Annotated in this window: 15 protein-coding genes; 8 read left to right on the top strand and 7 right to left on the bottom strand. The window is 56.1% G+C overall.

Annotated features, from left to right (window positions below):
* Positions 1-190 precede the first annotated feature (190 nt).
* Positions 191-1,897, top strand: a complete 1,707-nt coding sequence (locus FTW19_RS17320) for a sensor histidine kinase (protein ID WP_147648788.1) — start codon at positions 191-193, stop codon at positions 1,895-1,897.
* A gap of 3 nt (positions 1,898-1,900) precedes the next feature.
* Here FTW19_RS17320 and FTW19_RS17315 read toward each other — a convergent pair whose 3' ends face one another.
* Together FTW19_RS17315 and FTW19_RS17310 are read right to left on the bottom strand one after the other, a co-directional pair.
* Positions 1,901-2,248: a DUF488 domain-containing protein gene (locus FTW19_RS17315; RefSeq protein ID WP_147648787.1), complete on the bottom strand. Its 348-nt coding sequence runs from the start codon at positions 2,246-2,248 to the stop codon at positions 1,901-1,903.
* A 112-nt stretch (positions 2,249-2,360) separates the two neighbouring features.
* Positions 2,361-3,038 (bottom strand): MarC family protein, encoded by a 678-nt coding sequence (locus tag FTW19_RS17310; protein WP_147648786.1) that lies wholly within the window; start codon positions 3,036-3,038, stop codon positions 2,361-2,363.
* A gap of 158 nt (positions 3,039-3,196) precedes the next feature.
* On the opposite strand from FTW19_RS17310, the gene FTW19_RS17305 reads away from it, so the two are divergent.
* Entirely contained in the window at positions 3,197-5,383 is a 2,187-nt protein-coding gene (locus FTW19_RS17305) for a PQQ-binding-like beta-propeller repeat protein (protein ID WP_246153365.1), read from the top strand.
* Between the two features lie 212 nt (positions 5,384-5,595).
* On the opposite strand, the gene FTW19_RS17300 is transcribed toward FTW19_RS17305, so the two are convergent.
* A complete protein-coding gene (locus FTW19_RS17300; protein WP_187143029.1) occupies positions 5,596-5,961 on the bottom strand; it encodes a VCBS domain-containing protein in 366 nt (121 codons plus the stop codon).
* 248 nt (positions 5,962-6,209) lie between these two features.
* On the opposite strand from FTW19_RS17300, the gene FTW19_RS17295 reads away from it, so the two are divergent.
* A complete protein-coding gene (locus FTW19_RS17295; protein ID WP_147648784.1) occupies positions 6,210-7,622 on the top strand; it encodes an alpha/beta hydrolase family protein in 1,413 nt (470 codons plus the stop codon).
* A 31-nt stretch (positions 7,623-7,653) separates the two neighbouring features.
* Here FTW19_RS17295 and FTW19_RS17290 read toward each other — a convergent pair whose 3' ends face one another.
* Positions 7,654-8,544: a nucleoside hydrolase gene (locus tag FTW19_RS17290; RefSeq protein WP_187143028.1), complete on the bottom strand. Its 891-nt coding sequence runs from the start codon at positions 8,542-8,544 to the stop codon at positions 7,654-7,656.
* A gap of 113 nt (positions 8,545-8,657) precedes the next feature.
* Positions 8,658-9,860, bottom strand: a complete 1,203-nt coding sequence (locus FTW19_RS17285; RefSeq protein WP_187143027.1) for an SGNH/GDSL hydrolase family protein — start codon at positions 9,858-9,860, stop codon at positions 8,658-8,660.
* 171 nt (positions 9,861-10,031) lie between these two features.
* Here FTW19_RS17285 and FTW19_RS17280 point away from each other — a divergent pair, with 171 nt between their 5' ends.
* Positions 10,032-11,321 (top strand): mandelate racemase/muconate lactonizing enzyme family protein, encoded by a 1,290-nt coding sequence (locus FTW19_RS17280; RefSeq protein WP_147648781.1) that lies wholly within the window; start codon positions 10,032-10,034, stop codon positions 11,319-11,321.
* Between the two features lie 75 nt (positions 11,322-11,396).
* Here FTW19_RS17280 and FTW19_RS17275 read toward each other — a convergent pair whose 3' ends face one another.
* Positions 11,397-14,843: a carboxypeptidase regulatory-like domain-containing protein gene (locus tag FTW19_RS17275; protein WP_246153364.1), complete on the bottom strand. Its 3,447-nt coding sequence runs from the start codon at positions 14,841-14,843 to the stop codon at positions 11,397-11,399.
* 400 nt (positions 14,844-15,243) lie between these two features.
* Here FTW19_RS17275 and FTW19_RS17270 point away from each other — a divergent pair, with 400 nt between their 5' ends.
* The 4 genes from FTW19_RS17270 to FTW19_RS17255 are packed head-to-tail and all read left to right on the top strand — an operon-like array spanning position 15,244 to position 19,002.
* Entirely contained in the window at positions 15,244-15,837 is a 594-nt protein-coding gene (locus FTW19_RS17270) for a TetR/AcrR family transcriptional regulator (protein ID WP_147648780.1), read from the top strand.
* Positions 15,834-16,961 (top strand): HlyD family secretion protein, encoded by a 1,128-nt coding sequence (locus FTW19_RS17265; protein WP_187143026.1) that lies wholly within the window; start codon positions 15,834-15,836, stop codon positions 16,959-16,961. Before FTW19_RS17270 ends, FTW19_RS17265 begins: the two co-directional genes overlap by 4 nt.
* Positions 16,958-17,887, top strand: coding sequence for an ABC transporter ATP-binding protein (locus FTW19_RS17260; protein WP_147648778.1), 930 nt, complete (start codon positions 16,958-16,960; stop codon positions 17,885-17,887). Before FTW19_RS17265 ends, FTW19_RS17260 begins: the two co-directional genes overlap by 4 nt.
* Complete coding sequence (locus FTW19_RS17255) at positions 17,884-19,002, top strand: ABC transporter permease (protein ID WP_147648777.1); 1,119 nt, start codon at positions 17,884-17,886, stop codon at positions 19,000-19,002. Before FTW19_RS17260 ends, FTW19_RS17255 begins: the two co-directional genes overlap by 4 nt.
* 224 nt (positions 19,003-19,226) lie before the next feature.
* Here the strand turns inward: FTW19_RS17255 and FTW19_RS17250 are convergent, their stop codons facing one another.
* The gene (locus FTW19_RS17250) at positions 19,227-20,510 is read right to left on the bottom strand and encodes an Ig-like domain-containing protein (RefSeq protein ID WP_147648776.1); all 1,284 of its coding nucleotides are present in this window, start codon (positions 20,508-20,510) and stop codon (positions 19,227-19,229) included.
* Positions 20,511-20,590: the final 80 nt, after the last annotated feature.

Here is a 20,590-nt window from a genome sequence, read left to right as displayed (position 1 = left end):
TTTCCGCATCTATGGGCGTTTTCCGCAATGAAAACGCCGCTGTACGACCCTTCCGGGATACCAGGCAGCAGGGAAAATGCTCTAAAATAATCGCATCGGACCAGTTCTCATCTCACGGTTTCTTCCCGATCCCGGCAGTGTAGGGTCTGTGTTTTGGTTCTGACTTTGATACCCGTTGCGGAATGACGGTATGGGCCTCTTGAATTCTGATCAGCGAAAATTGGAACTCGTTGTCCAGTCTGGGCTGCTTCTCGCGAAAAATCTTGATCTGCAAACCATAGTGCAAGCTGCAACCGATGCAGGGCTCGAACTGTGTGGCGCTCAGTTCGGTGCTTTTTTCTACAATGTCCTCGACAAGCATGGGGAGCGCTATGCCCTCTACACCCTTTCGGGCGTTGCGCGAGAGAAGTTCGCAAAGTTTCCGATGCCCCGTAATACAGGTGTGTTTGCACCTACCTTCGAGGGAACTGGCATCGTTCGCTCCGCCGACATCACCAAAGATCCTCGTTATGGACAAAATGCCCCATACAAAGGAATGCCAGAAGGGCACCTGCCGGTTCGCAGTTATCTCGCTGTCCCGGTTAAGGCGAGTTCCGGCGAAGTCCTTGGAGGTCTCTTCTATGGGCACGAAGAAGCAGGAATCTTCGAGTTGGAGTGCGAAGAACTTCTCGCCATGGTTGCTGCCCAGGCCGCAGCTGCCATTGAGAACGTGCGGCTTCGCGAGCAGCTCACACGAAAGATCGCGGATCTGGAGAAATCGAAGCTCAATCTCATGAATGTGTCAGGCCACGTAACAGCTCTTGCCGCTATCGTGGAATCGTCCGATGACGTGATCCTGAGTAAAGATTTGAATGGCCGTATTACAAGCTGGAATCAGGCTGCAGTGCAGATCTTCGGTTTCAGTAAAGAGGAGATGGTTGGAAGGCCGATCTTCGACCTTGTCCCTGCCCATCTCCACGAAGAGGAGAGGGCCATTCTCGGCCGCATCCGCAACGGCGAGAAGCTTGAAAATTATGAAACGCTTCGTTTGTCGAAAGACGGACGAACCCTGCACGTCGATCTTGGGATTTCTCCCCTTCGTGACAGTTCTGGCGCCGTCGTCGGCTCGTCTTCTATCCTGCGCGATCTAACGCGCCGGAAAAATATGGAGAAGGCACTGATCCAGGCCGAGAAACTGGCGGCTGCCGGTCGCATGGCGGCTACGATCGCCCACGAGATCAACAATCCACTTGAAGCGGTGTTGAATCTTGTCTTTCTCATTAAGACGAACGCCGCGAATTCTTCTCAGGTTCTCGCCTATGCCGAAGATGCAGAGACAGAGTTAATCCGTATTGCCCATCTTGCCCGACAGACGTTGGGGTTTTATCGAGAGCACTCTGCCGTTGCTCTGATCTCAATCTCGAGCCTCGTGGCAGATGTGCTTCGCATTTACGGGCCTCGCTGTAAAACCGTTGGAGCGCTCGTGAAGGCCAGTCTGAACTCTGAAGCCAGACTGGTGCTGCGCACGGGAGAGATGATGCAGGTCATCTCGAATCTCATCATTAATGCAATCTACGCGATGCCGGATGGAGGGGACCTCAGTGTTACTGTGGAGGACATCATGAAGGACGATGGGCCCGCCGTGCGCCTTTCCATTGAGGACACCGGCTGCGGGATTCCTCACCAGCATCGAGAGCGCATCTTCGAACCCTTTTTCACGACGCGGCACACTATCGGCACAGGAATCGGGCTGTTTATCGCCAGGCAATTTGTGGAAGGACATGGCGGAACGATCGAGTTCGAAACCTCGACCGATCCTTCAGGGCATGGGACCTGCTTCTCCATCGTTCTGCCACAGCAGACGGTCTATGCCGATATTTTGCTGGATTCGCAATTGAACAGGTCTGTACGCTTCTGACGCTCACGGGTGGCTGATTCGCTCAAGCAGCACGACGGCATCGTTATGCTGTTCGTCCTTTGCCGCGTATACCAGTGTCACGACTCCGTCCCTGGCTTTCTCTCTGATCTGATCGATTTCGTCGCTTTTTCCCCGTAATTCCGACAGGTAGCGAGAGCGGAACTCTTTCCATTTGGCTGGATCATGGCCGAACCATGTCCTCAACTCCGGGCTCGGAGCGATCTCTTTCAGCCAAAGGTCAATGTGCGCCTTCTCCTTGGATAATCCTCGCGGCCACAGGCGATCCACGAGGATGCGGAACCCGTCGGACGGGGCAGCCGGTTCGTAGGCTCGTTTTATCTGAATCTTCATTGCCGTCCTGGTTGGATCACCCAAGAGTGCGCCTGGGGAGCCCGCACCTACTCGTTTTCGTTACGGACGCGTGTCCCATCTCTCGGCTCGGCGGAGATATGGGGCTGGCTGCCTAATGGCGAGACAACGTTGCGATCAATGCCGAGGCGCCATTCCATGTGATCTGCACTCCGATGCAGAGCAGTATGAACGCCACTACCCGCAAAATTCCGTGGGCGGTTGAGGCCGGAATCAGCTTCGTGAGTTTCGCGGCATGTGCATAGCACACAAACACCAGCAGGCTGACCGCGACAATTGCAAGGAAAAGCGCCAGATGGGCGAGAACGACCGCGCTATCGGGCCCCTCCGAAAACCGGGCGCTGAGAGTGAGCAGAACGACCAGCGTTCCGGGGCCGGAGGTGACTGGAAACGTAAATGGGTAGAACGCCTTTTCTTCCAGGCTGTGCAGTTGATCTTCAGGCATGATGTGTGCTTCTTCCTGCTTATCCTTTGCCGCGGCCTCCGAGTCCTTCTCGTTGAGAACAGACCATCCAATGGCGGCAATCACGAGACCGCCCGAAACCTGCACGATCGGGAGAGAGATCCCAAAAAACTTCAGGATGGTTGAGCCCAGGAGTTCGAAGATTCCAAGGAAGATGACGTTATTGAGCGCGATCTTCCTCGCGAGACTTTTGTAGACGGGTTTCGGCGCATCGCCCGCGAGCCCGAGAAAGACTAAAGCTGAGCCCAGTGGGTTGATAAGCGGTAACAGGGCACTGAATGCCAATAAAAACGAGTGCCAAACCAGCATGTCTTCCCCCTCTTTGTGATCGATTTTTATGATCGATTGCCCGCCGCTACGAAGTCTAAATCAGAAGAATCCTTGGAACGCCTTTGCTTTCGCAAGAGTGGATTGTTGTGCCTCAAAGATGAGAGGATTTGAGTGCTTCGACAAACGAGAAAATTGGCATGCAAAACAGCTTCCTGCACAGGCCCTGGCAAACCATTGCCGTAACGATGCTCGGATTCGTTTCCGGTGTTCTGCCGGGGCAGTCCGCAAAGCCCCACAACGATAAGACACACACAACCTGGCGGGAATATGGCGGCGCCGCCGATGGCGCCCAGTACTCGGCTTTGCGGCAGGTCGATCGCTCCAATGTGAAGCAGTTGCAGGTGGCCTGGAAATACTCCACCGGAGACAATCGTAAGTATCTCTTCAATCCTCTCGTGGTTGACGGCGTGATGTATGTGCTGGCGAAAGAGAACTCCATCGTTGCGCTGGATGCCGCCACAGGCAAAGAGCTGTGGGTGCACCCTACCGATCCGAAGGCCACGCTGCTTACGTATCGCGGCCTGAACTATTGGGAGAGCGTTGACCGGTCCGACCGCCGGCTTCTTTTTGCCGTGAACAACTCCCTGCAGGCGATCGATGCGCGCACGGGCAAGAGCATCACGACCTTCGGAAAGAACGGACACGTTGATCTGCGTGAGGAACTTGGGCGCGATCCGCATACGCTGACGCTGGTGCAGTCGGTCAATCCAGGCCGTGTCTTCGAGAATCTGCTTATTCTGGGGTCCGCCACGAACGAGGAGTACAACTCGGCGCCCGGCGATGTGCGGGCCTATGACGTGCTGACTGGCAAGATGGTGTGGATCTTCCACACCATTCCGCATCCCGGGGAGGCCGGTTACGAAACCTGGCCCAAGGATGCATGGAAGACAGCCGGCGGAGCCAATGCGTGGCAAGGCATGGCATTGGATGAGAAACGCGGCATCGTCTATGTCCCGACGGCGAGTCCGAAGTATAACTTTTATGGCGCGAACCGGCTCGGCAAGAACCTCTATGGCGATTCGCTGCTGGCGTTGAATGCGCGTACCGGCAAGCTTGTCTGGTACTACCAGATGGTCCATCACGACATCTGGGACTACGACAATGCCACCACGCCGATGCTGACCGCGGTGAAGCACAACGGCAAGATGGTCGATGTTGTCGCACAGCCAGGCAAGACGGGCTTCTTGTGGGTCTTCGATCGCGAGACTGGAAAACCGCTATGGCCGATCGAAGAACGGCCGCAGATGAAATCAGACATGCCCGGTGAGGAGACCTGGCCGACGCAGCCGTTTCCGACCAAGCCGTTGCCCTTTGCGCGGCAGAGCTTTACAGCCGACCAGATCAATCCTTATCTCGATGCCGATGAGCGCGAGAAATTTCACAAACAAATGCTGGAGGCCAAGAATCACGGCCTCTTTACGCCTCCCGGGACACAGAACACCGTGCAGATGCCGGGCAATAATGGCGGAGCGAATTTTGGCGGTGCAGCGGCTGATCCTGCCGGTATGGTCTACGTCGTTTCGAAAGACCTGCCTGCGATGCTGAAGCTTGAGCTGTCGACTGATGTGGATCGCTCCGGAACTCCTGTCGCGCAGGGACGCGATCTGTATAACGCAAATTGCAGCATCTGCCACGGTGCCGATCGAGCAGGGAAACCACCGGTGATTCCGTCACTGGCCGATGTCAGAACGCGGCTGTCAGACGAGCAGATCCGCGACGTCATGCAGTACGGAAAGGGACAGATGCCGGCGTTTGCGAAGATTTCGGAAGCGGATGCGGGCAACATCCTCTCTTATCTTGCGCAGCCGGATCTCGCGCCTGCCGTGGATGTAGATTCTTCAAAGCCGAAGGTCGTCGATCCGGCAACGGCGCACTATCGCAGCGGGTTTGGATTCATGGTGGGACGGAATGGTCTTCCTGCGATTGCTCCGCCCTGGACTTCACTCACAGCGTACGATCTGAACACGGGCGACATCCGTTGGAAGATTGCGCTGGGCGAGGTGCCTGAGCTTGCGGAGAAAGGCATAAAGGACACCGGATCCCAGATGCCGAAGGTCGGTCCGGTTGTGACGGCAGGTGGTCTTATTTTCACGGGCACCCGCGATCACAAGGTGCGTGCGCTGGACTCAGCCAGCGGCAAGGTTCTCTGGGAGGCAACCGTGGATGAAGCTCTCGAGGGAATACCGGCTATCTATGAGATTGGGGGGCGGCAATACATCGTCTTCTGCGCTGCCGCTGCATCAACGTACTTTGGCACGACCACCCCGAAGATCGTACACGGCTCTTATGTCGCCTTTGCTCTTCCCAAGGTTGAGAAGCACTGAAGTAACCCGCTGACGGGCACCCCACATCCCGGCGTAGCCGGGATGTGGGGTTACAGCATGCTGACGACCACGGATTTCGATTCAAATGCTGGATGGCTTGCCGTGAGTTGAACAGATCCGTGTTGTCCAGGTGCACCCCTGATCCAAACCGCTCCTACCGCATCCGAGTCAGTGAGATCGAAGGTCGTATCGCCTTGCGGCTACGCATGCTCCTACTTCACGGCCTTCTCCGTATCTTTCGCTACGTCCCTGATCGCAACCGCAGTTTTTTCTCCGGCGGTTTCGGTGTAGCGAACCACAACATTTGAACCCTCTTTTGTACCTAGCCATGTATCCGCTGGAACACGTGCTGCTGCCTTGCCTGCACGAATGGCCGTGTGATCCGTGTACTTGATGGTGTGTTCTGTGCCATCGGCCGTCTTGATAGTGATCTTTTTGGCATCATGGTCGACATGTTTGACGATTCCCTTTACGGCATGGGCGAGGTCTTCCTGTGCATAGGCTAGGCTTCCTTGTGTCAGAAGGCCTGCGAGTGTACCTGCAATAAGAGCGGGTTTGATGGATGACATCTTGAACATGGTCGTTCTCCTTATCTCTGTGGCGTTCGCCACGATCTCGGACCGGCTGTGCAACCGTAGCAAACGGAGGTAAACCGGCAAAAGGACCCATTGGGGCAGCAAGATACCACTCGATCGAGGGATATTGCCAACGCTGTGGGTTTGCGGAAATGCACTCATAGGCCCAAAGGAGTATTATTCGGGTTCGAAACTAAATCCGATGTCGCACGTTGCCGCACAGTGTACGACGCTACTTTCTGAGGAGAGCTATGAATATCCGCACCCGACGTGCTTTGGCTGCGTTAAGTGCAATTGCCCTCACCGGCGCCATAGTAGGCCAGATGCCTTCCCCGGAGGAGCGGGCGCGCATTGACGCCGGAAATGTCGCCGCACGCAATCGCGAACTAAAGCTGTTGGGCATTACGGAGATGCAACCGGGCGTGACTGCGTACGACGTCGGCAAGCCCGGCAATGCGAATTACGACGAGTCTAAGGCGAATCCCTTTCCCAGGCTGCCGGAGTTGATGACCCTGCAGAACGGCGCGAAGGTGAAGACGCGGGCGCAGTGGGAACAACGGCGCAAAGAGATCAAAGCGTCGTTTGATGAGGACGTCTACGGCAAGTTTCCAGCGAAGATCCCATCGGTGAGCTGGACCGTTACCGGTACCGAGGAGATGACGGTCGCTGGTGTTCCGGCGGTAGTGAAGCATCTCGTTGGGCATACGGACAACTCGGCGTATCCAGCCATCACCGTCGACATCCACGCTGACCTGGTGACGCCGGCCTCAGCAAAAGGCAAGAAGGTGCCGGTCATCATCGGCGGCGGCTCCACTCGTCCACGCCCGGTGCGCCCGCCGGCGGCAGCGGGGCAGCAGGTACATATGCTCTCCATGCCGGAGAATCCGCCGGACTCCGCGGAGCTTCTGCTGAAGCATGGATGGGGCTTTGTCAGCCGTACTTCGAATGAGGTGCAGGCCGACAACGGCGCCGGTCTGACCAGCGGCATCATCGGCTTGGTCAATAAGGGCCAGCCGCGAAGCCTGGACGACTGGGGTGTTCTGCGCGCATGGGGATGGGGCGATAGCCGCATCGTGGACTATCTGCTGACTGATCCCAACGTTGATGGCACGAAGATTGGCGTCACTGGTCATTCGCGCGGAGGCAAGGCTGCGCTGGTCGCCATGGTCGATGATGCACGCATCGCTATTGGATACATCTCCTCCTCAGGCGCAGGCGGAGCCAACCTCTACCGCCGCAACTATGGCGAGGCGGTAAGCAATCTGACAGGGAACTCGGAGTTCCATTGGTTTGCCGGGAACTTCCTGCGCTATGCCGCTGTCGGTCATACGGCCAACGAGATGCCGGTAGATAGCCACGAGTTCATTGCACTGTCTGCTCCACGCGCTGTGTTTATCGGCGGAGGCGCATTCATCGAAGAGCCGAAGTACCTTCCCGGAGATGCCTGGCAGGACGCTCAAGGAATGTTCATGGCAGCCGCAGCAGCCAGTCCCGCATGGGAGATCTATGGGACGAAGGGATTGAATACCAGCACCTTTCCGCCCATGAATACCTTCGTCAATACTGGCAAAGTCGCGTTCCGGCAGCACCAGTACGGCCACACTCCTGCACCAAACTGGCCATACTTTATCGAGTTTGCCGATCGCATCTTCGAGGGGAAATGACCAGCAGGCCCTTCGCCGCCTATGCAGCTGGCTACGGATGCTTCGCCAGTATGCGTTGCAGGTAAAGCTGAAAGAACTGATCTTCGTGGGCTGTGAGGCAGACGTCTACGTTGGGTGTTCCCGACGATGGAACCGTCGATCCCTTTTCGTCGACACTCACCTGCATCGGGGTTATTGGGCAAACGTCCGGCAGCAGCAGCGAAGCAATGGTCATTGCATCGAAGAGGGTCGGCGTCTCTTGTCCCCACTGGTAGTAAAGTGCCGTCAGCATATAGGTAAGTGGCGATGCCTGGCGGAAGATGGTCTTCCGTTTCTCGGCATCAAGTCTCAAGCGAGTGGAGTTGAGAGGGAACACCGTCATCGGAACGCCTGAAGTGAAGACCTTCTGAGCCGCAGCTATGTCGTTCTTAATGTTCCACTCCGGTAAGGCTTTCTCGGTCTCGGTTGGAATATCGCCTCCCATGATGACGATCCTCTTAAGGAGATGAAATGTCGCGGGATCTCTGTCGATCATGTCGCCCAGATTGGTAAGAGGTCCAATCGCCACCAGTTCAATCTGATGTGGATGTTTACGAATCTGTGCCAGAGCGAAGTCAACCGCCGAGGGGAAACGAACCCCTCGGAGATCAATGTCTTTGGCAAAGTCTTCCTGGGTGAGCGTTGTGGGCGGGCGCGTCGCCCGCCCTGTAGCCACCGGAATAGAACCGTGGCCGGACTCACGCAGCATGCGAAGGGCAAGCTGTGCGCGGGTCTTCGTGTCTCCGGTAGCAGTTGTAACGCCGAGCAGGTTGATGTCTCTGCTCTGAAGTGCAAGTGCGAGGGCAAATGCATCATCGATATCGTCGCCGATATCGGTATCGATGATGATCTGGTGGCTTGCAGGAGCGGGCGCCGCTGTCTGGCTTTGTGCAGTCTGAGCCAACAGGCAAAGTAGTATCGCGAAGCAATGAATTCGTCTGATCCTGTGCATCTTCTCCACCACTTTCCAGAAAATCCTACCTTTTCGGCGAACCGTTACGGGGAAGCGACCTGACACTATTTCGTGAATAGCGTCAGATCGATGGAATCGGCCATGCTTTTCATGCCCGCATCGTTCGGATGAAGGTGATCGCCGCTGTCGTACGTCGAAAGAAATGCGTCCCGCTTTGCGGAATCCGATGTCGCTTTTTCGAAATCGATCACTCCATCGAACTCGCCTCCGGTCCGTATCCACTGGTTCAGCGCAGACCGCACCTGCTCTCCGGCGGGTGAAGAGTATCCGGTTGGGAGGTACGGTGTAAGCGTTGCGCCGATGATCTTGAGCCCGTTTGCATGGGCACGTGTGATCAGTAGACGATCTGCCGCGATGAGCTCCTGTACTGATACATGGTCATAGGGATTCTTCTGGTCGTAGCTGTGCCCGATATCGTTAATTCCTTCCAGAAGAACGACATACTTGACGTTCGCAAGTTCCAGGACGTCACGGTCGAATCGCGATAGAGAACTGGGGCCGGTCACATCGTGGAGAATCCGATTCCCGCCAATGCCTACATTCATCACCGCCAGCGTTGCCGTTGGGGAATTTGCGGCCAGGCGCTTAGCCAGTAGATCGGGCCAACGCTGGTTCGTATCGGCGGTACTTCTGGAGCCGTCTGTAATGCTGTCGCCAAAACAGAGAATGGCTCCCTGCGAGGGCGAGGACACCGCGACAGACTTCAGGTAGCGGAAGCTCATCAACTTCGTTGCATCCGTCAAAGTGAGAGCAGATACTTGGTTTCCCGGAGCCAGATAGTTGGTGGCATTCGCAAAGTTATGTTGCGAGACGAAGGTCATCGGCTGAGTGGGAACGAACAAGCTGACGGCGACGTCGCTCATCGCGGGGAAGGGAAGATGAACCGCATCGCTCCAGACGAATTTGCCGGGAGGAATCACAATGCTCGCCTGCCCATGAAAGGACAAGGCAACCGGTGTGGACACTGTATTGTCCGTCTGCCTAAGGGCGATGGTGGCAGCGCTTACGGTGAGTGGTTCGATCCCAAACTCATTGGTCAACTGAACGCTGACGGTGTCCGTTGATCCAAGGGAGACACGCACAATGTTGCGAATCGTCTTGTCACCGGCGTCAGTGGTTTTGGCAAGTGCCTGGACGGGCGCGGTAGCCCAGGTTCCCGTCATCACGGTGGGGGTAGCAGTCTGAGCTCCTGCCATTGAGATCGTTGTTAACAGAAAGCCAATCGCACACCATTGCTGAACACGCATTTGAGAGAACGCTCCGAGTAGGAAATCAATAATGCAATCGATGGTGCCAAACTCGAGACCATTTGGGCAAGGCTCGATTCGACCGGATACCCAGCAACAGGGAAAAGGCTCTAGTATGTTTCTCGCTGCCGATGCTCCGAAAAAGATCGCAGGTAAAGGGTGAATGAAAAAATGGCTTTGAATCGACGTCAACTCTTCCATGGAGCGCTCGGTGCAGGCGCTTTGTCCGCTCTGCATGGCAGGGCTTCGGCTCAATTCCTGAATGCACCAAGGCACGGGCTCCTCGGCACTCTTCAGGATCGTTATGAGAAGCTGGACACCATCCTCGGGCAGCCGGTCTTCAAGCGCGAGTTGTTCAAGGATCCCGTCATTATCGAATCCATTGAGCTGTTGCATTACAAGAATTCATGGATCTGTCGCGTACGTTCCAAAGATGGGCACGAAGGGATCTCGGTCTCCAATGCCGATCAGATGCAGATCTTCTATCCTGTCCTTGTAAAACGTATGGCGCCGTTCTTCATCGGCAAAGATGCCAGAGACCTGGAAGATCTTCTCGAAGCTGTTACGGTCTACGCTTCCAACTACAAGGCGCAAAGCCTCGCGATCTGGGTTCCATTAGCGACAATCGAGTTCGCCATCCTCGACATGTTTGGGAAAATGTCAAACCGGTCGATCGGCCTGTTGATCTCGGACAAGATCTATAACCCGAAGATCAACGTGTATCAGGCGAACGGCGAGAGAGATAACTCGGCGGAAGAGGTGATTGAACACCTGCAGCGCGATCTGGCTCTCTCACATGCGAAGGCTATCAAGTTCAAGCTCGGCGGCCGCATGAGCCACGTCGAGTATCCTGCCGGCAGAAGCGAGAAATTGATTCCATTGGTCCGCAAGACCTTTGGTGACGAGATGGTGATCTCGGCCGACGCCAACGGCTCGTATACGGCAAAACAGGCAATCCCGATCGGAAAGCTGATGCAGGAACATAAATATGCCTTCTACGAAGAGCCGGTGCCTTTTGACTGGTACGAAGAGACCAGGCAGGTAGCCGACGCGTTGGAGATTCCTATCGCCGGCGGCGAGCAGGAACCCTCCATGCACAACTTCCGTTGGCTGGTTGCGAATGGAGCTCTCTCGATTACGCAGCAGGATATGTTTTATTTCGGGGGAATGGTGCGCTGCGTGCGGGTTGCCCGCATGGCCAACGCCTTCGGCAAGCAGACGATTCCGCACATCTCTGCTACCGGTCTTGGCTACGTGTATATGATGCACTTCGTTTCCGCGATTCCTAACTCCGGCCCGTACCATGAGTTCAAGGAGTTCAACGACACCTTGCCTTACAAGTGCGCGACCTCAAGCCTGCGATCCGACTCAAGTGGTGTGGTAACGGTCCCCACTGGACCGGGCCTGGGTGTCGACATCGATCCTGCCTATATTGCGAAACACGAAGTGGTCAAAGTGTAGGTAGTCAGAGACTAAAGCAGAACGGCCTCGTATCTCTAGTACGAGGCCGTTTCGCTTTAGCGGTTTGTTAAGGTTTTAGAACTTCAGGATTGCGGCCAGTTGCAATGAGCGGCCGCCTCCCGTTCCGTTGACACCACTTCCACTGCCAACGGTGCGGGTGATCTGCCCGAAGGTACCGCCGGTAATGTTCGCAACGTCCGGACCGGTGCTGGTGGTCGGAGTTGCAAATTGTGGAGTATTCGACACCTGGAAGATGTCCATACGGATATCCAGCGTAGTGCCTTCCTTGTAGACCGGGAATGTCTTGAAGATCGACGCGTTGTTCTGCACAAACCCCGGACCACGGAATGCATTGCGTGCCGTGTTACCGACCGTTGTACCCGAGTTCTCCGAGCAGACGACCGTGCAACCTGCGGGCTGTGAGAAGACCGAGGTATCGAACCACTTATGTCCTGGTCCGCCGCCCAGCTTCGTGAACTTTCCAGTGAGGTTGGCCGTCTGTGTCCATCCCGGCGTATTGAGATTGTTGTTAGCGGTCACGCTGAACGGAGTACCGCTAACAACCGAGACCACGCCGGAGAGCTTCCAGCCGCCAATGGTATAGGCTCCAATTCCGTGATTGAGGAACTTCTTGCCTCTGCCAAACGGAAGTTCATAGGTGAATGCTTCCTGCAGGTTGAACTTGCGGTCGTAATCGGTAGGACCGTAGTTGCGACGCTGGTCCTGGAAGAACATGAAGCCGCCATCGTCGCCGGTGAAAAGGTTCAGTCCCTTGCCATAGGTAAATGAGGTGATGTTGGAGAAGCCGTGCGTGAAGCGGCGGTTCAACGACACCTGCAGCGAGTTGTAGTTGGTGGATGTGCCGATGAAGTACTGTGTGACAGCCGCAGTCCTTCCGAAGGCGATATTCAGTGGAAGGTCCGCATTGCCGCCGCCAAGACGTGAGGATAGATTGATGTTCTGGTTTGCACCCATCCCTACACCGTGATTGCCGACATAGCCTACCGAAAGCGAGAAGTCCCATGGCAGGGCACGCTGCACAAACAGGTTGTAGCTCTCCACGTACGGATTGCGGTAGTTCTGCGGAATATAGGTATAGGAGGAAGAGTTCAGCGCGGTACCAGCGGAAATCGAGATGATGCCGTTGGACGGAACGGTCACCGGTACGGGAGCAGGGAAGCCCGCCTGGAAGGTCGCCGCCGTCGTGTTGTCCGCCAGCACGGCAGGGCCGTAGCTGTTCTGCGTTGTGGATTGGGAGTACGCATTATTGGCGCGTACCGGGTAATTATAGGCATAGCTGTTGTCTTCAAATGGCATGTAGCTCATGCCAAAGCCGCCACGGACAACCAGCTTGTCGTTCACGCGGAAGGCGAAGCCTGTGCGGGGAGCGAAGTAGCTGTAGCGCGTCGTGAGCCCGAGGTTGGATGGGTTGCCGCCAATTCCTGCGATCACCAGCGTGTTGTTCGTGGGGTTGTAGTTGGAGAACTGTCCCGCCTTGCGGGCTGTGGCCGGCGGATAGAACTCCCAGCGGAGACCGTAGTCCAGTGTCAACCGTGATGTGGCATTCCATTTATCGCCGGCGAAGGCAAAGAACCACCATTGGCGATACGTCGGGAAATAGGTGAAAAGGTCACGCCCTGCGGCGCTCGGCAGGTCGAGCAGGAACGAAGCAAGGTCGTTATGGAAGTCCGTTGCCGGTCCGCCGTTAAGGCCGGTCTGATTCTGAGCAAAGGTATAGAGTCCACGCGGACTGTACGTCTGGCCCTGAAGCAGATCGTCCCGGACCCGGCGAAGGTCGATACCGAACTTGAACTGATGATTGCCTGCGACCTTGGTCCAGTGATTGACGAAGTCGATGTTCGCCTCCGCCCGGATCCATGGCAGGGAAGCGGCGTAACCGAGGGTCGGCTGTGAGAAGCTGCCAAGGTTGATGCCCACCTGGCCGGAGGTCAGGGCGTCGAGGTTCACGCCCGGAACACCGATGGTCGTTGCATCTTTGTTGCCGTAGTCAGAGGGTTGCGCGTCATTACGGTAGTGTGCGACCCCCAGGCGAACCTCTGTGAGGAACGTGGACGAGAAGGTGTGGGTATAGTTTCCGCCTGTACTCCATGCCTTTTGAACACCGCTGCCCGCGAAGCCGCCATTCGGAGAAGGGCCGCCTGCAAAGCTGTTGAAGATAGGAGCTTGAAACAGGTTGTTCTTCTGGTAGCTGAAGCGGCCACTCAGGCGGTCGGCGGCCCTGATCTGCCAATCGACTTTGCCATCGTAGTTGTCTGACGTCTTCTGAAATGGCAGGTTGATGAAGTAGTTATTACTGGGTGAGCTGGCCGAGCTGAGGTTTGTGTTGGGCGTCGGAATCAGCGCCAGTAGTGCTGCGCTTACCGGGTTCACACGTCCGCAGGGAATAAGGTTTCCCGCGAACGGTGTACGGCCCTTGCCGGTGTTGCTGCCGGTCTGAGTGCCGGTTGAAGGGTCATAAATCTGGCCTTTGCCGTTTGCGGTGTAGCCATCGCTCAGATCGTAGAAGCCGCCGACGCAGGTCGTCGTCTTTTTAAAGGGAATCGTTACGGTGTTGCTGTTCGCTTCATGGTCAGAGGTGCGGAAGTAATCGCCATAAAAGAACAACTTGTCCTTAATAATGGGACCGCTCAGGTTGCCGCCGAAGTAGTTGTAGGCAACCTTACCTACTTTACTGGAGAAATACGAGCGCGCATTGAAGTAGTCGTTCTGCAGATACTCTGAAGCACTGCCGTGGAATGCATTGCTTCCGGACTTCAATGTCACGTTCACCACGGCGCCGACAGCGCGTCCGAGTTCCGCTTCGTAGTTGTTGGTCGACGTATCTACAGTCTGAATCGAATCGGCGGGAGGAATAAGCACCTGCAGCAGGCCGGTACGTTCATTGTCGTCAATACCTTCGATCTGGTAGACGTTGCCCATACGAGGCAGACCGTTTGCTTCCGTCTGCAGCGATGCGCTGGCGTTGAAGAACTGCGAGTGCTGGAATGTAGCCGGCGTGGTGCCGGGTACAAGGTTCAGCAGCGATTGAAAGTTGCGGTTGGTACCCACAGGCAGGTTCGCAAGCTTCTCAGCCTCAAGCTTGGTGCTGACGTCCGCGCGGTCTGTCTGCAACAGCGGAATAGTATCGGTGACAGTAATCTCTTCAGTTGCCGCACCAGGGCTAAGGTTGAAGTCCACACGTGAGGTTGTATTCACAATCACGTCGACGGATGCACGGGTTTCTTTCTTGAAGCCCTGCATCTCGACGGAGATGGCGTAGTTGCCCGGGGGAATGTCAGAGAACGTATAGTTGCCGCTATCGTTCGTCGAGGTCTCCCGCATTGCGTTGGTAGACGTTTCTCGCGCGACTACCCTGGCGTTTGGCGTCGCGGCGCCGGTCTTGTCCGTAACGGTGCCAACCAATGTAGCCGAGACGGTCTGTGCGTTGGTAAGGGATGGGAAGAGAAGAAGGAATAGAACAAAGACATAAAGCGACATTCTGAAATGCCGTAGCAGGCTCATGGCTGCCTCCAAAAAGGTGCCGAAACACCACAGTTAAAGAAACACGACTCTAATGGCCCCCAAAGATGCTGATTTGGGCCACGAGAAAACTAGAAGAGGCTGAGAGACGCTGTCAAGGAAAGAGATCTCATGAAGATTGAGTTTTTTGCGACTAGTAACCTGACCTCAATCTTTTGAGACGTATCGGTATCAAATAGATGAGATTGGACTTGTCGGCCGGCAAGCTCTGTTGTCGATCGATGCCGTTTGCATGAGGCTCTTGATGACGTCCCTTCAGGAGATATTTGAGCGTCGCTACAACTATCTGCCCGATGGGGTGGCTTTTGAGCCGCACATGCCCGGAGGCCAAATCGCAAAAGTTTATATTTGAGTCCAAATTTTGGACTATAGTGTTGGGCAAATGGCTGGTTCACTTCGCGAACGGCAGAAGGAACAGACCCGGATGGAGATGGTGCGCGCCGCCTACGATCTCTTCGTCCGGGATGGCTATGACGAGGTTTCCATGGAAGCCATCAGCGAGGCCGCGGGGGTCTCGCGTGCGACCCTGTTCAACTACTTTGCGCGCAAGGAGCTGATTCTTCCGGAGATTGCGCGGTTACGTGTGGAGCGGCTGAAGGAGTTTGCCGGGCAGATGGAGGCAGGCGCCCGCCCTGTCACACGGGACGAGATACTCGCCTTCATTCTGCGGATCGCGCGAGAGCATGAAGAGATCGCTCGTGGGCATCGCAAGCTGATGATGTTGGCGTGGTTTCAGCCGGCGTCGTACGGCTATCTGCTGGAAAGGCGCGCTGAGGCGGTGGAGGTGTTGAGTGGTTTGATCGATCAGATGCCCCGCAGGAAGAAACTATTTTCCGCACGTATGGTGGCGGAGACGATTTTCGCCGTCTTGATGGCAACCATGCTCGAATGGATGGTCAACGAAAAGCTGCCGGTGAACTGGCTTTCGCACACGCTGGAGCAGCGGCTTGGTGTTGCGTTTGCGGGGGTGATATGAAGCGGAACGCAGTGATCGCAGGTGGTGGCCTAATGCTGGTGGCGATCGCCGTCCTGTCGTACTGGCTGTTACGCGGATCGAGGGCGTTGGTCTACTCCGGTACGGTGGAGACACGCGAGATCGAAGTGGGATCGAAGGTCGGTGGCCGAGTGACTGACGTTGCTGTCGAAGAGGGGCAGATGGTGAAGGCCTCCGCCACGCTTGTGCGCTTTGAGGCGGATGAGCTGAAGGCGCAGTTGGCGCAATCGCGGGCATCTGTGGATCAGGCCGAGGCAGATCTAGCCAAGATGGAGCACGGTAACCGTCCCGAAGAGATTGCCCAGGCCGAGGCTACGGCGAGAGTACAGCAGGCAGCGTATGAGGCCGCAAAAAACGGACCGCGCACCCAGGAGCTTGCGCAGGCGCAGGCTGACTTCGATGCAGCACAGGCAGATGCCGTCAATGCCGAGGCGACTTTCAAGCGTATGGCGATGCTGGTGCGCGGCGAGACGATTTCGCGGCAGCAGTACGATGACGCGTTGGCAAAACGCGACACTACGGCACAGAAGGCGGAGTCAGCGAGGCAGCGGTTGAAGCTATTGCAGGCAGGCACCCGCAAAGAAGATCTGGATGCAGCTGAACAACGATATCTACAGGCCAAAGCCGCGGCCGTACTGGCACAGCGCGGCTTCCGCAAGGAGGACATCCAGGCCGCGCGCGGACGGCTGGCGCAGGCCCGCGGACATGTCGAAGAGTTGCAGGCGCGCTTGCGCGAAGCTGAGCTGACGGCGCCGGCCGATGGCTTGATTGAGACGGTGAGTGTGCGCAGCGGCGATCTGGTGCCCGCCGGCCGTATTGTGCTGACAATGCTCGAGAGCTCACAGCTTTGGGTAAGGATCTATATTCCGGAGACGGAGATGGCGAAGGTAAAGGTGGGCCAGCAGGCAACGGTCACCGTCGACTCCTTCAGCGGACGCAGTTTTACCGGGCACGTGATGCAGGTGAATGCTTCGTCTGAATTTCTACCGCGGAATGTACAGACGCGCGATGACCGCCAACACCAGGTCTTTGGTGCAAAGGTGATGATTGATAACCCGGACGGTGTGCTGAAGTCCGGCATGGCGGCGACGGTGCTCCTGCCATGACACCGGTGATTACTGTCGATGGAATGACGATTCGCTTTGGCAGCTTTACAGCCGTGCAGGACGTGAGCTTCCAGGTGGGTAAGGGAGAATTGTTTGGATTTCTTGGACCAAACGGTTCGGGGAAGACGACGATCATCAAAGCGCTGTGTGGTCTGCTGACGCCAACTGAAGGTACAGGCACCATCCTCGGGATGGATATCCGCAAGCATGCTGCGGATATTCGCCGGCACGTCGGATATATGTCACAGAAGTTCGGTTTATATGAAGACCTGACGGTGGCGGAGAACCTGACCTTCTACGCCGGTGTGTATGGCATCAAAGGAACGCAGGCTGAACAGCGCACAAAGGAGTTGCTTGCGCTGACCGGTATGGAGCCCTATCTGGACCGGCGCGTAGGAGCTCTCTCCGGCGGATGGAAGCAGCGCCTTTCGTTGAGCTGTGCAATCATCCATTCGCCCCAGGTGCTCTTTCTGGATGAGCCGACGGCCGGTATCGACCCCGTGGCGCGGCGATCGCTATGGGATCTGTTCTTTCAACTTTCGGGTGAGGGCGTTACGTTTTTCGTGACGACGCACTATATGGATGAGGCTGAACGTTGTGGCCGTGTGGGCTATATCTATCTGTCAAAGCTGGCGGCGATAGGCACGGTCGCCGAACTGCAGCAGTTGCCTGAAGCCAATCCGAAGGGAACTGTGCGGGTACAGATTGAAGCACGGGATGCTTCCATGGAGCTGACACGTCTGAGATCGATGAAGGGAGTTCGTGAAGCAACGATCTTCGGACGTTCGATTCACGCGCTGGTGGAGCAGGATGATCTGGAAGCCATTCGGCAGCAGCTCAACGGGGCATCCGTGGAGACGATTGTCCCGTCGCTTGAGGATGTCTTCGTCACCTTGACCTACGAGATCATGAAGGAGCGGCGATGAAGGATCTCTTCTACGGGCTATGGCCCATCTGCCGCAAGGAGTTCACGCACATCCGGCGTGACCCCACAACTCTGTTCTTCACTCTGGCCGTACCGCTGATGCAGTTGTTTCTGCTTGGCCTTGCGGTGGATACGAATGTGCGTCAAATTGCGACGGTCGTTCTGGATGAGTCGCACACGCAGCAGAGCCGTCAGTTTATCGACAAACTTGCAGCGTCGGACTCATTCCATATCATGGCTCACGTAGACTCCGCGGATAAGCTGGATAGCGCCATTCGCGCGGGCGAAGCAAGAGTCGGCGTGCGGATTCCGTATGACTACGCGCGCCGCTTGCAGGGGGGCAGCACCGCCAGGGTGCTGGTGTTGATGGACGGCTCGGACTCATCCGTTGCCGGACAGGCGACGAATGCCTCCACCGGCGTGGCGATGCAGCTCTCACTCGCGCAGTTACTGGGCAATACGCCGATGCCGGTGGAAGTAAGGCCGTCGGTCCTCTACAACCCCAGCACGCGTTCAGCGAACTTCTTTATCCCGGGTCTGATTGCGGTATTGCTGCAGATGATGGTGATCCTGATGGTAGCCCTAAGCCTGGTGCGCGAGCGGGAACGCGGCACGCTGGAGCAGTTGACCATGACGCCGGTGGCTCCGCTGGGGCTGATGGTCGGCAAGATGATCCCATATGGCGTCATGGCCTTTGCGGAGCTGTGCGTGATCCTCGTGGTGATGCGCATGGTCTTCCTGGTGCCGGTGCATGGAAATGTGCTGACGTTGCTCGTACTGTCGGTTCCTTTCCTGCTGACGGTTCTTGGCCTCGGGTTGATCATCTCCACCAAGGCACAGACGCAGGCAGAGGCCTTTCAGCTTGCAATGGCGACTATTCTGCCATCGATCTTTCTTTCCGGATACATCTTTCTGATTGAGAACATGCCGCCGTTCTTTGCCATGCTCAGCAAGCTGGTTCCGACCACGTACTACATCCGCATTTTGCGTGGCATTGTGTTACGCGGCGCCGGCCTCGAGGATCTCTGGATGAATGGATTGATTCTGCTGGTGATGGGCTGTGCGACCACTGGTATCGCGGCATTGCTGTTTGTGCGGCAACAACGGCATACATAAATCAGATCGCAAAAAAAAGCGCATTCCTCGGAGTCGTGGGAATGCGCTAATTCAATCTAGCGGAAGAAACTATATATTGGTTCGCTCAGCACTGGCACCACCAATTCGAAAAGATAGATGCGCTGCTATACCGAATGGTTGTGTTTGAGACTCCTTCTATGAGTCTTGCCTGACGAGCGAAAAAAGGCGCCACGATGTGGCGCCTTAATGTCGAACTCCTCTTTCTACCAATAGGTAATGCTCAGGTTGTCCAGCATGGTCGTATAGGGCGTCTGCTGGTAGTTGCCATCCATCTGATAGTTCACTGTCATGCCATACCAGCCGCTGGGAACGGAGAAGGGGGCGACCGTCTGATTGATGGTGTAGGTGGTTCCGTTCACGGTGATGGATTGGTACGTCAGGTCGTTATTCGACTCGCGCTGAACCTGGAAGCTGACATGGTTCCAGCTTTTGTCATTGAGCGTACACGGAATACTCGTATGGACCCACTGTACGTTCACATTGTTCCAGATGTCCCACACATTGCCGTTGAGATGGTTGCACTCCATTCCGAACTCCATGCCGACACCGTACATGAATAGGTTGACGTCAAACTCCAGATCCTGCGTAACCGCAAGATTGCTGACGTAGACGTCGGTGTCATAGACCATGTGATGGATGGAAGGCAGGATGGTCTGATTCGTGTCAGGCATGTTCTGGGTCGTGCCCTGGCCGATCAGCTTATTCGACCAAAGAGCATCAGAATAGGGAGTGGATCCGCCAACCCAGAAGATTGTGGCGTTACCGCTCAATGATCCGGAGCCAACGTGCTGCGTCATTGACCAATCCACTCCGGAGCAGGGAGCACCGCAGATGTCATAGACCGGCGGGAGCTCACCCCACTGATTCCAGCCGTTGGTCGCGTGAATGTTGCTGATCTTCGTTCCTGCGGTGACATTGACCGTAATCGGCGTCGTTGAGGCGCCACCGCAGCGATCCCATGCTTGAACAACGGTTCTTTGCGTACCGGCGGGAAGCGTCAGGGTCGTATCCATCGATGCTCCGTTGACCATGTAGGCAAGAGAGTCATTCACATAAACTCCCATCGCACTCACTCCGCTGCCGCAGCTTGTGGTTGCGCTTGCGGCATAGTGCGCCTGGGCGCTTACGGTGCTGTTATTTGCAGGCGAACTGACGGTGACTCCTCCCTGCGAGGCCACTGCCAGATTCAATAGCGTGTTGGTGGCGCCACCGCAATAATCCCACGCCTGTACGGCTACTCGATGATTGCCTGTAGGAAGGGTAAGAGTGGTATTCATCGATGTGCCGCCGGCTTGATAGATCAGGCCGTCATCCACATAGACGCCCATGGCTGAAACGCCACTGGAACAACTAGTACTTCCCGATGCAACAAACTGAACGTTAGTGCCGACAGTCGAGCCGTTTGCGGGAGAACTGACAACGACCGTTGCGAATGCCGGCCACGAGATGAAGAGAGAGAGAAATAAAAAAAGACGGAAGATCTTCATCAAAAATCCTAGTAGTAATGTCGCGCACCGCCCCCAGGTGTTCTACAAGGGTCGACAAATTGTTGGCGATGCTGGCAGGC

The sequence above is a fragment of the Terriglobus albidus genome, from assembly GCF_008000815.1.
Classification (GTDB): Bacteria; Acidobacteriota; Terriglobia; order Terriglobales; family Acidobacteriaceae; genus Terriglobus; species Terriglobus albidus_A.
The sequence above is the reverse complement of the archived record's forward strand: the minus strand, read 5'-3'. Positions and strand labels throughout refer to the sequence as shown.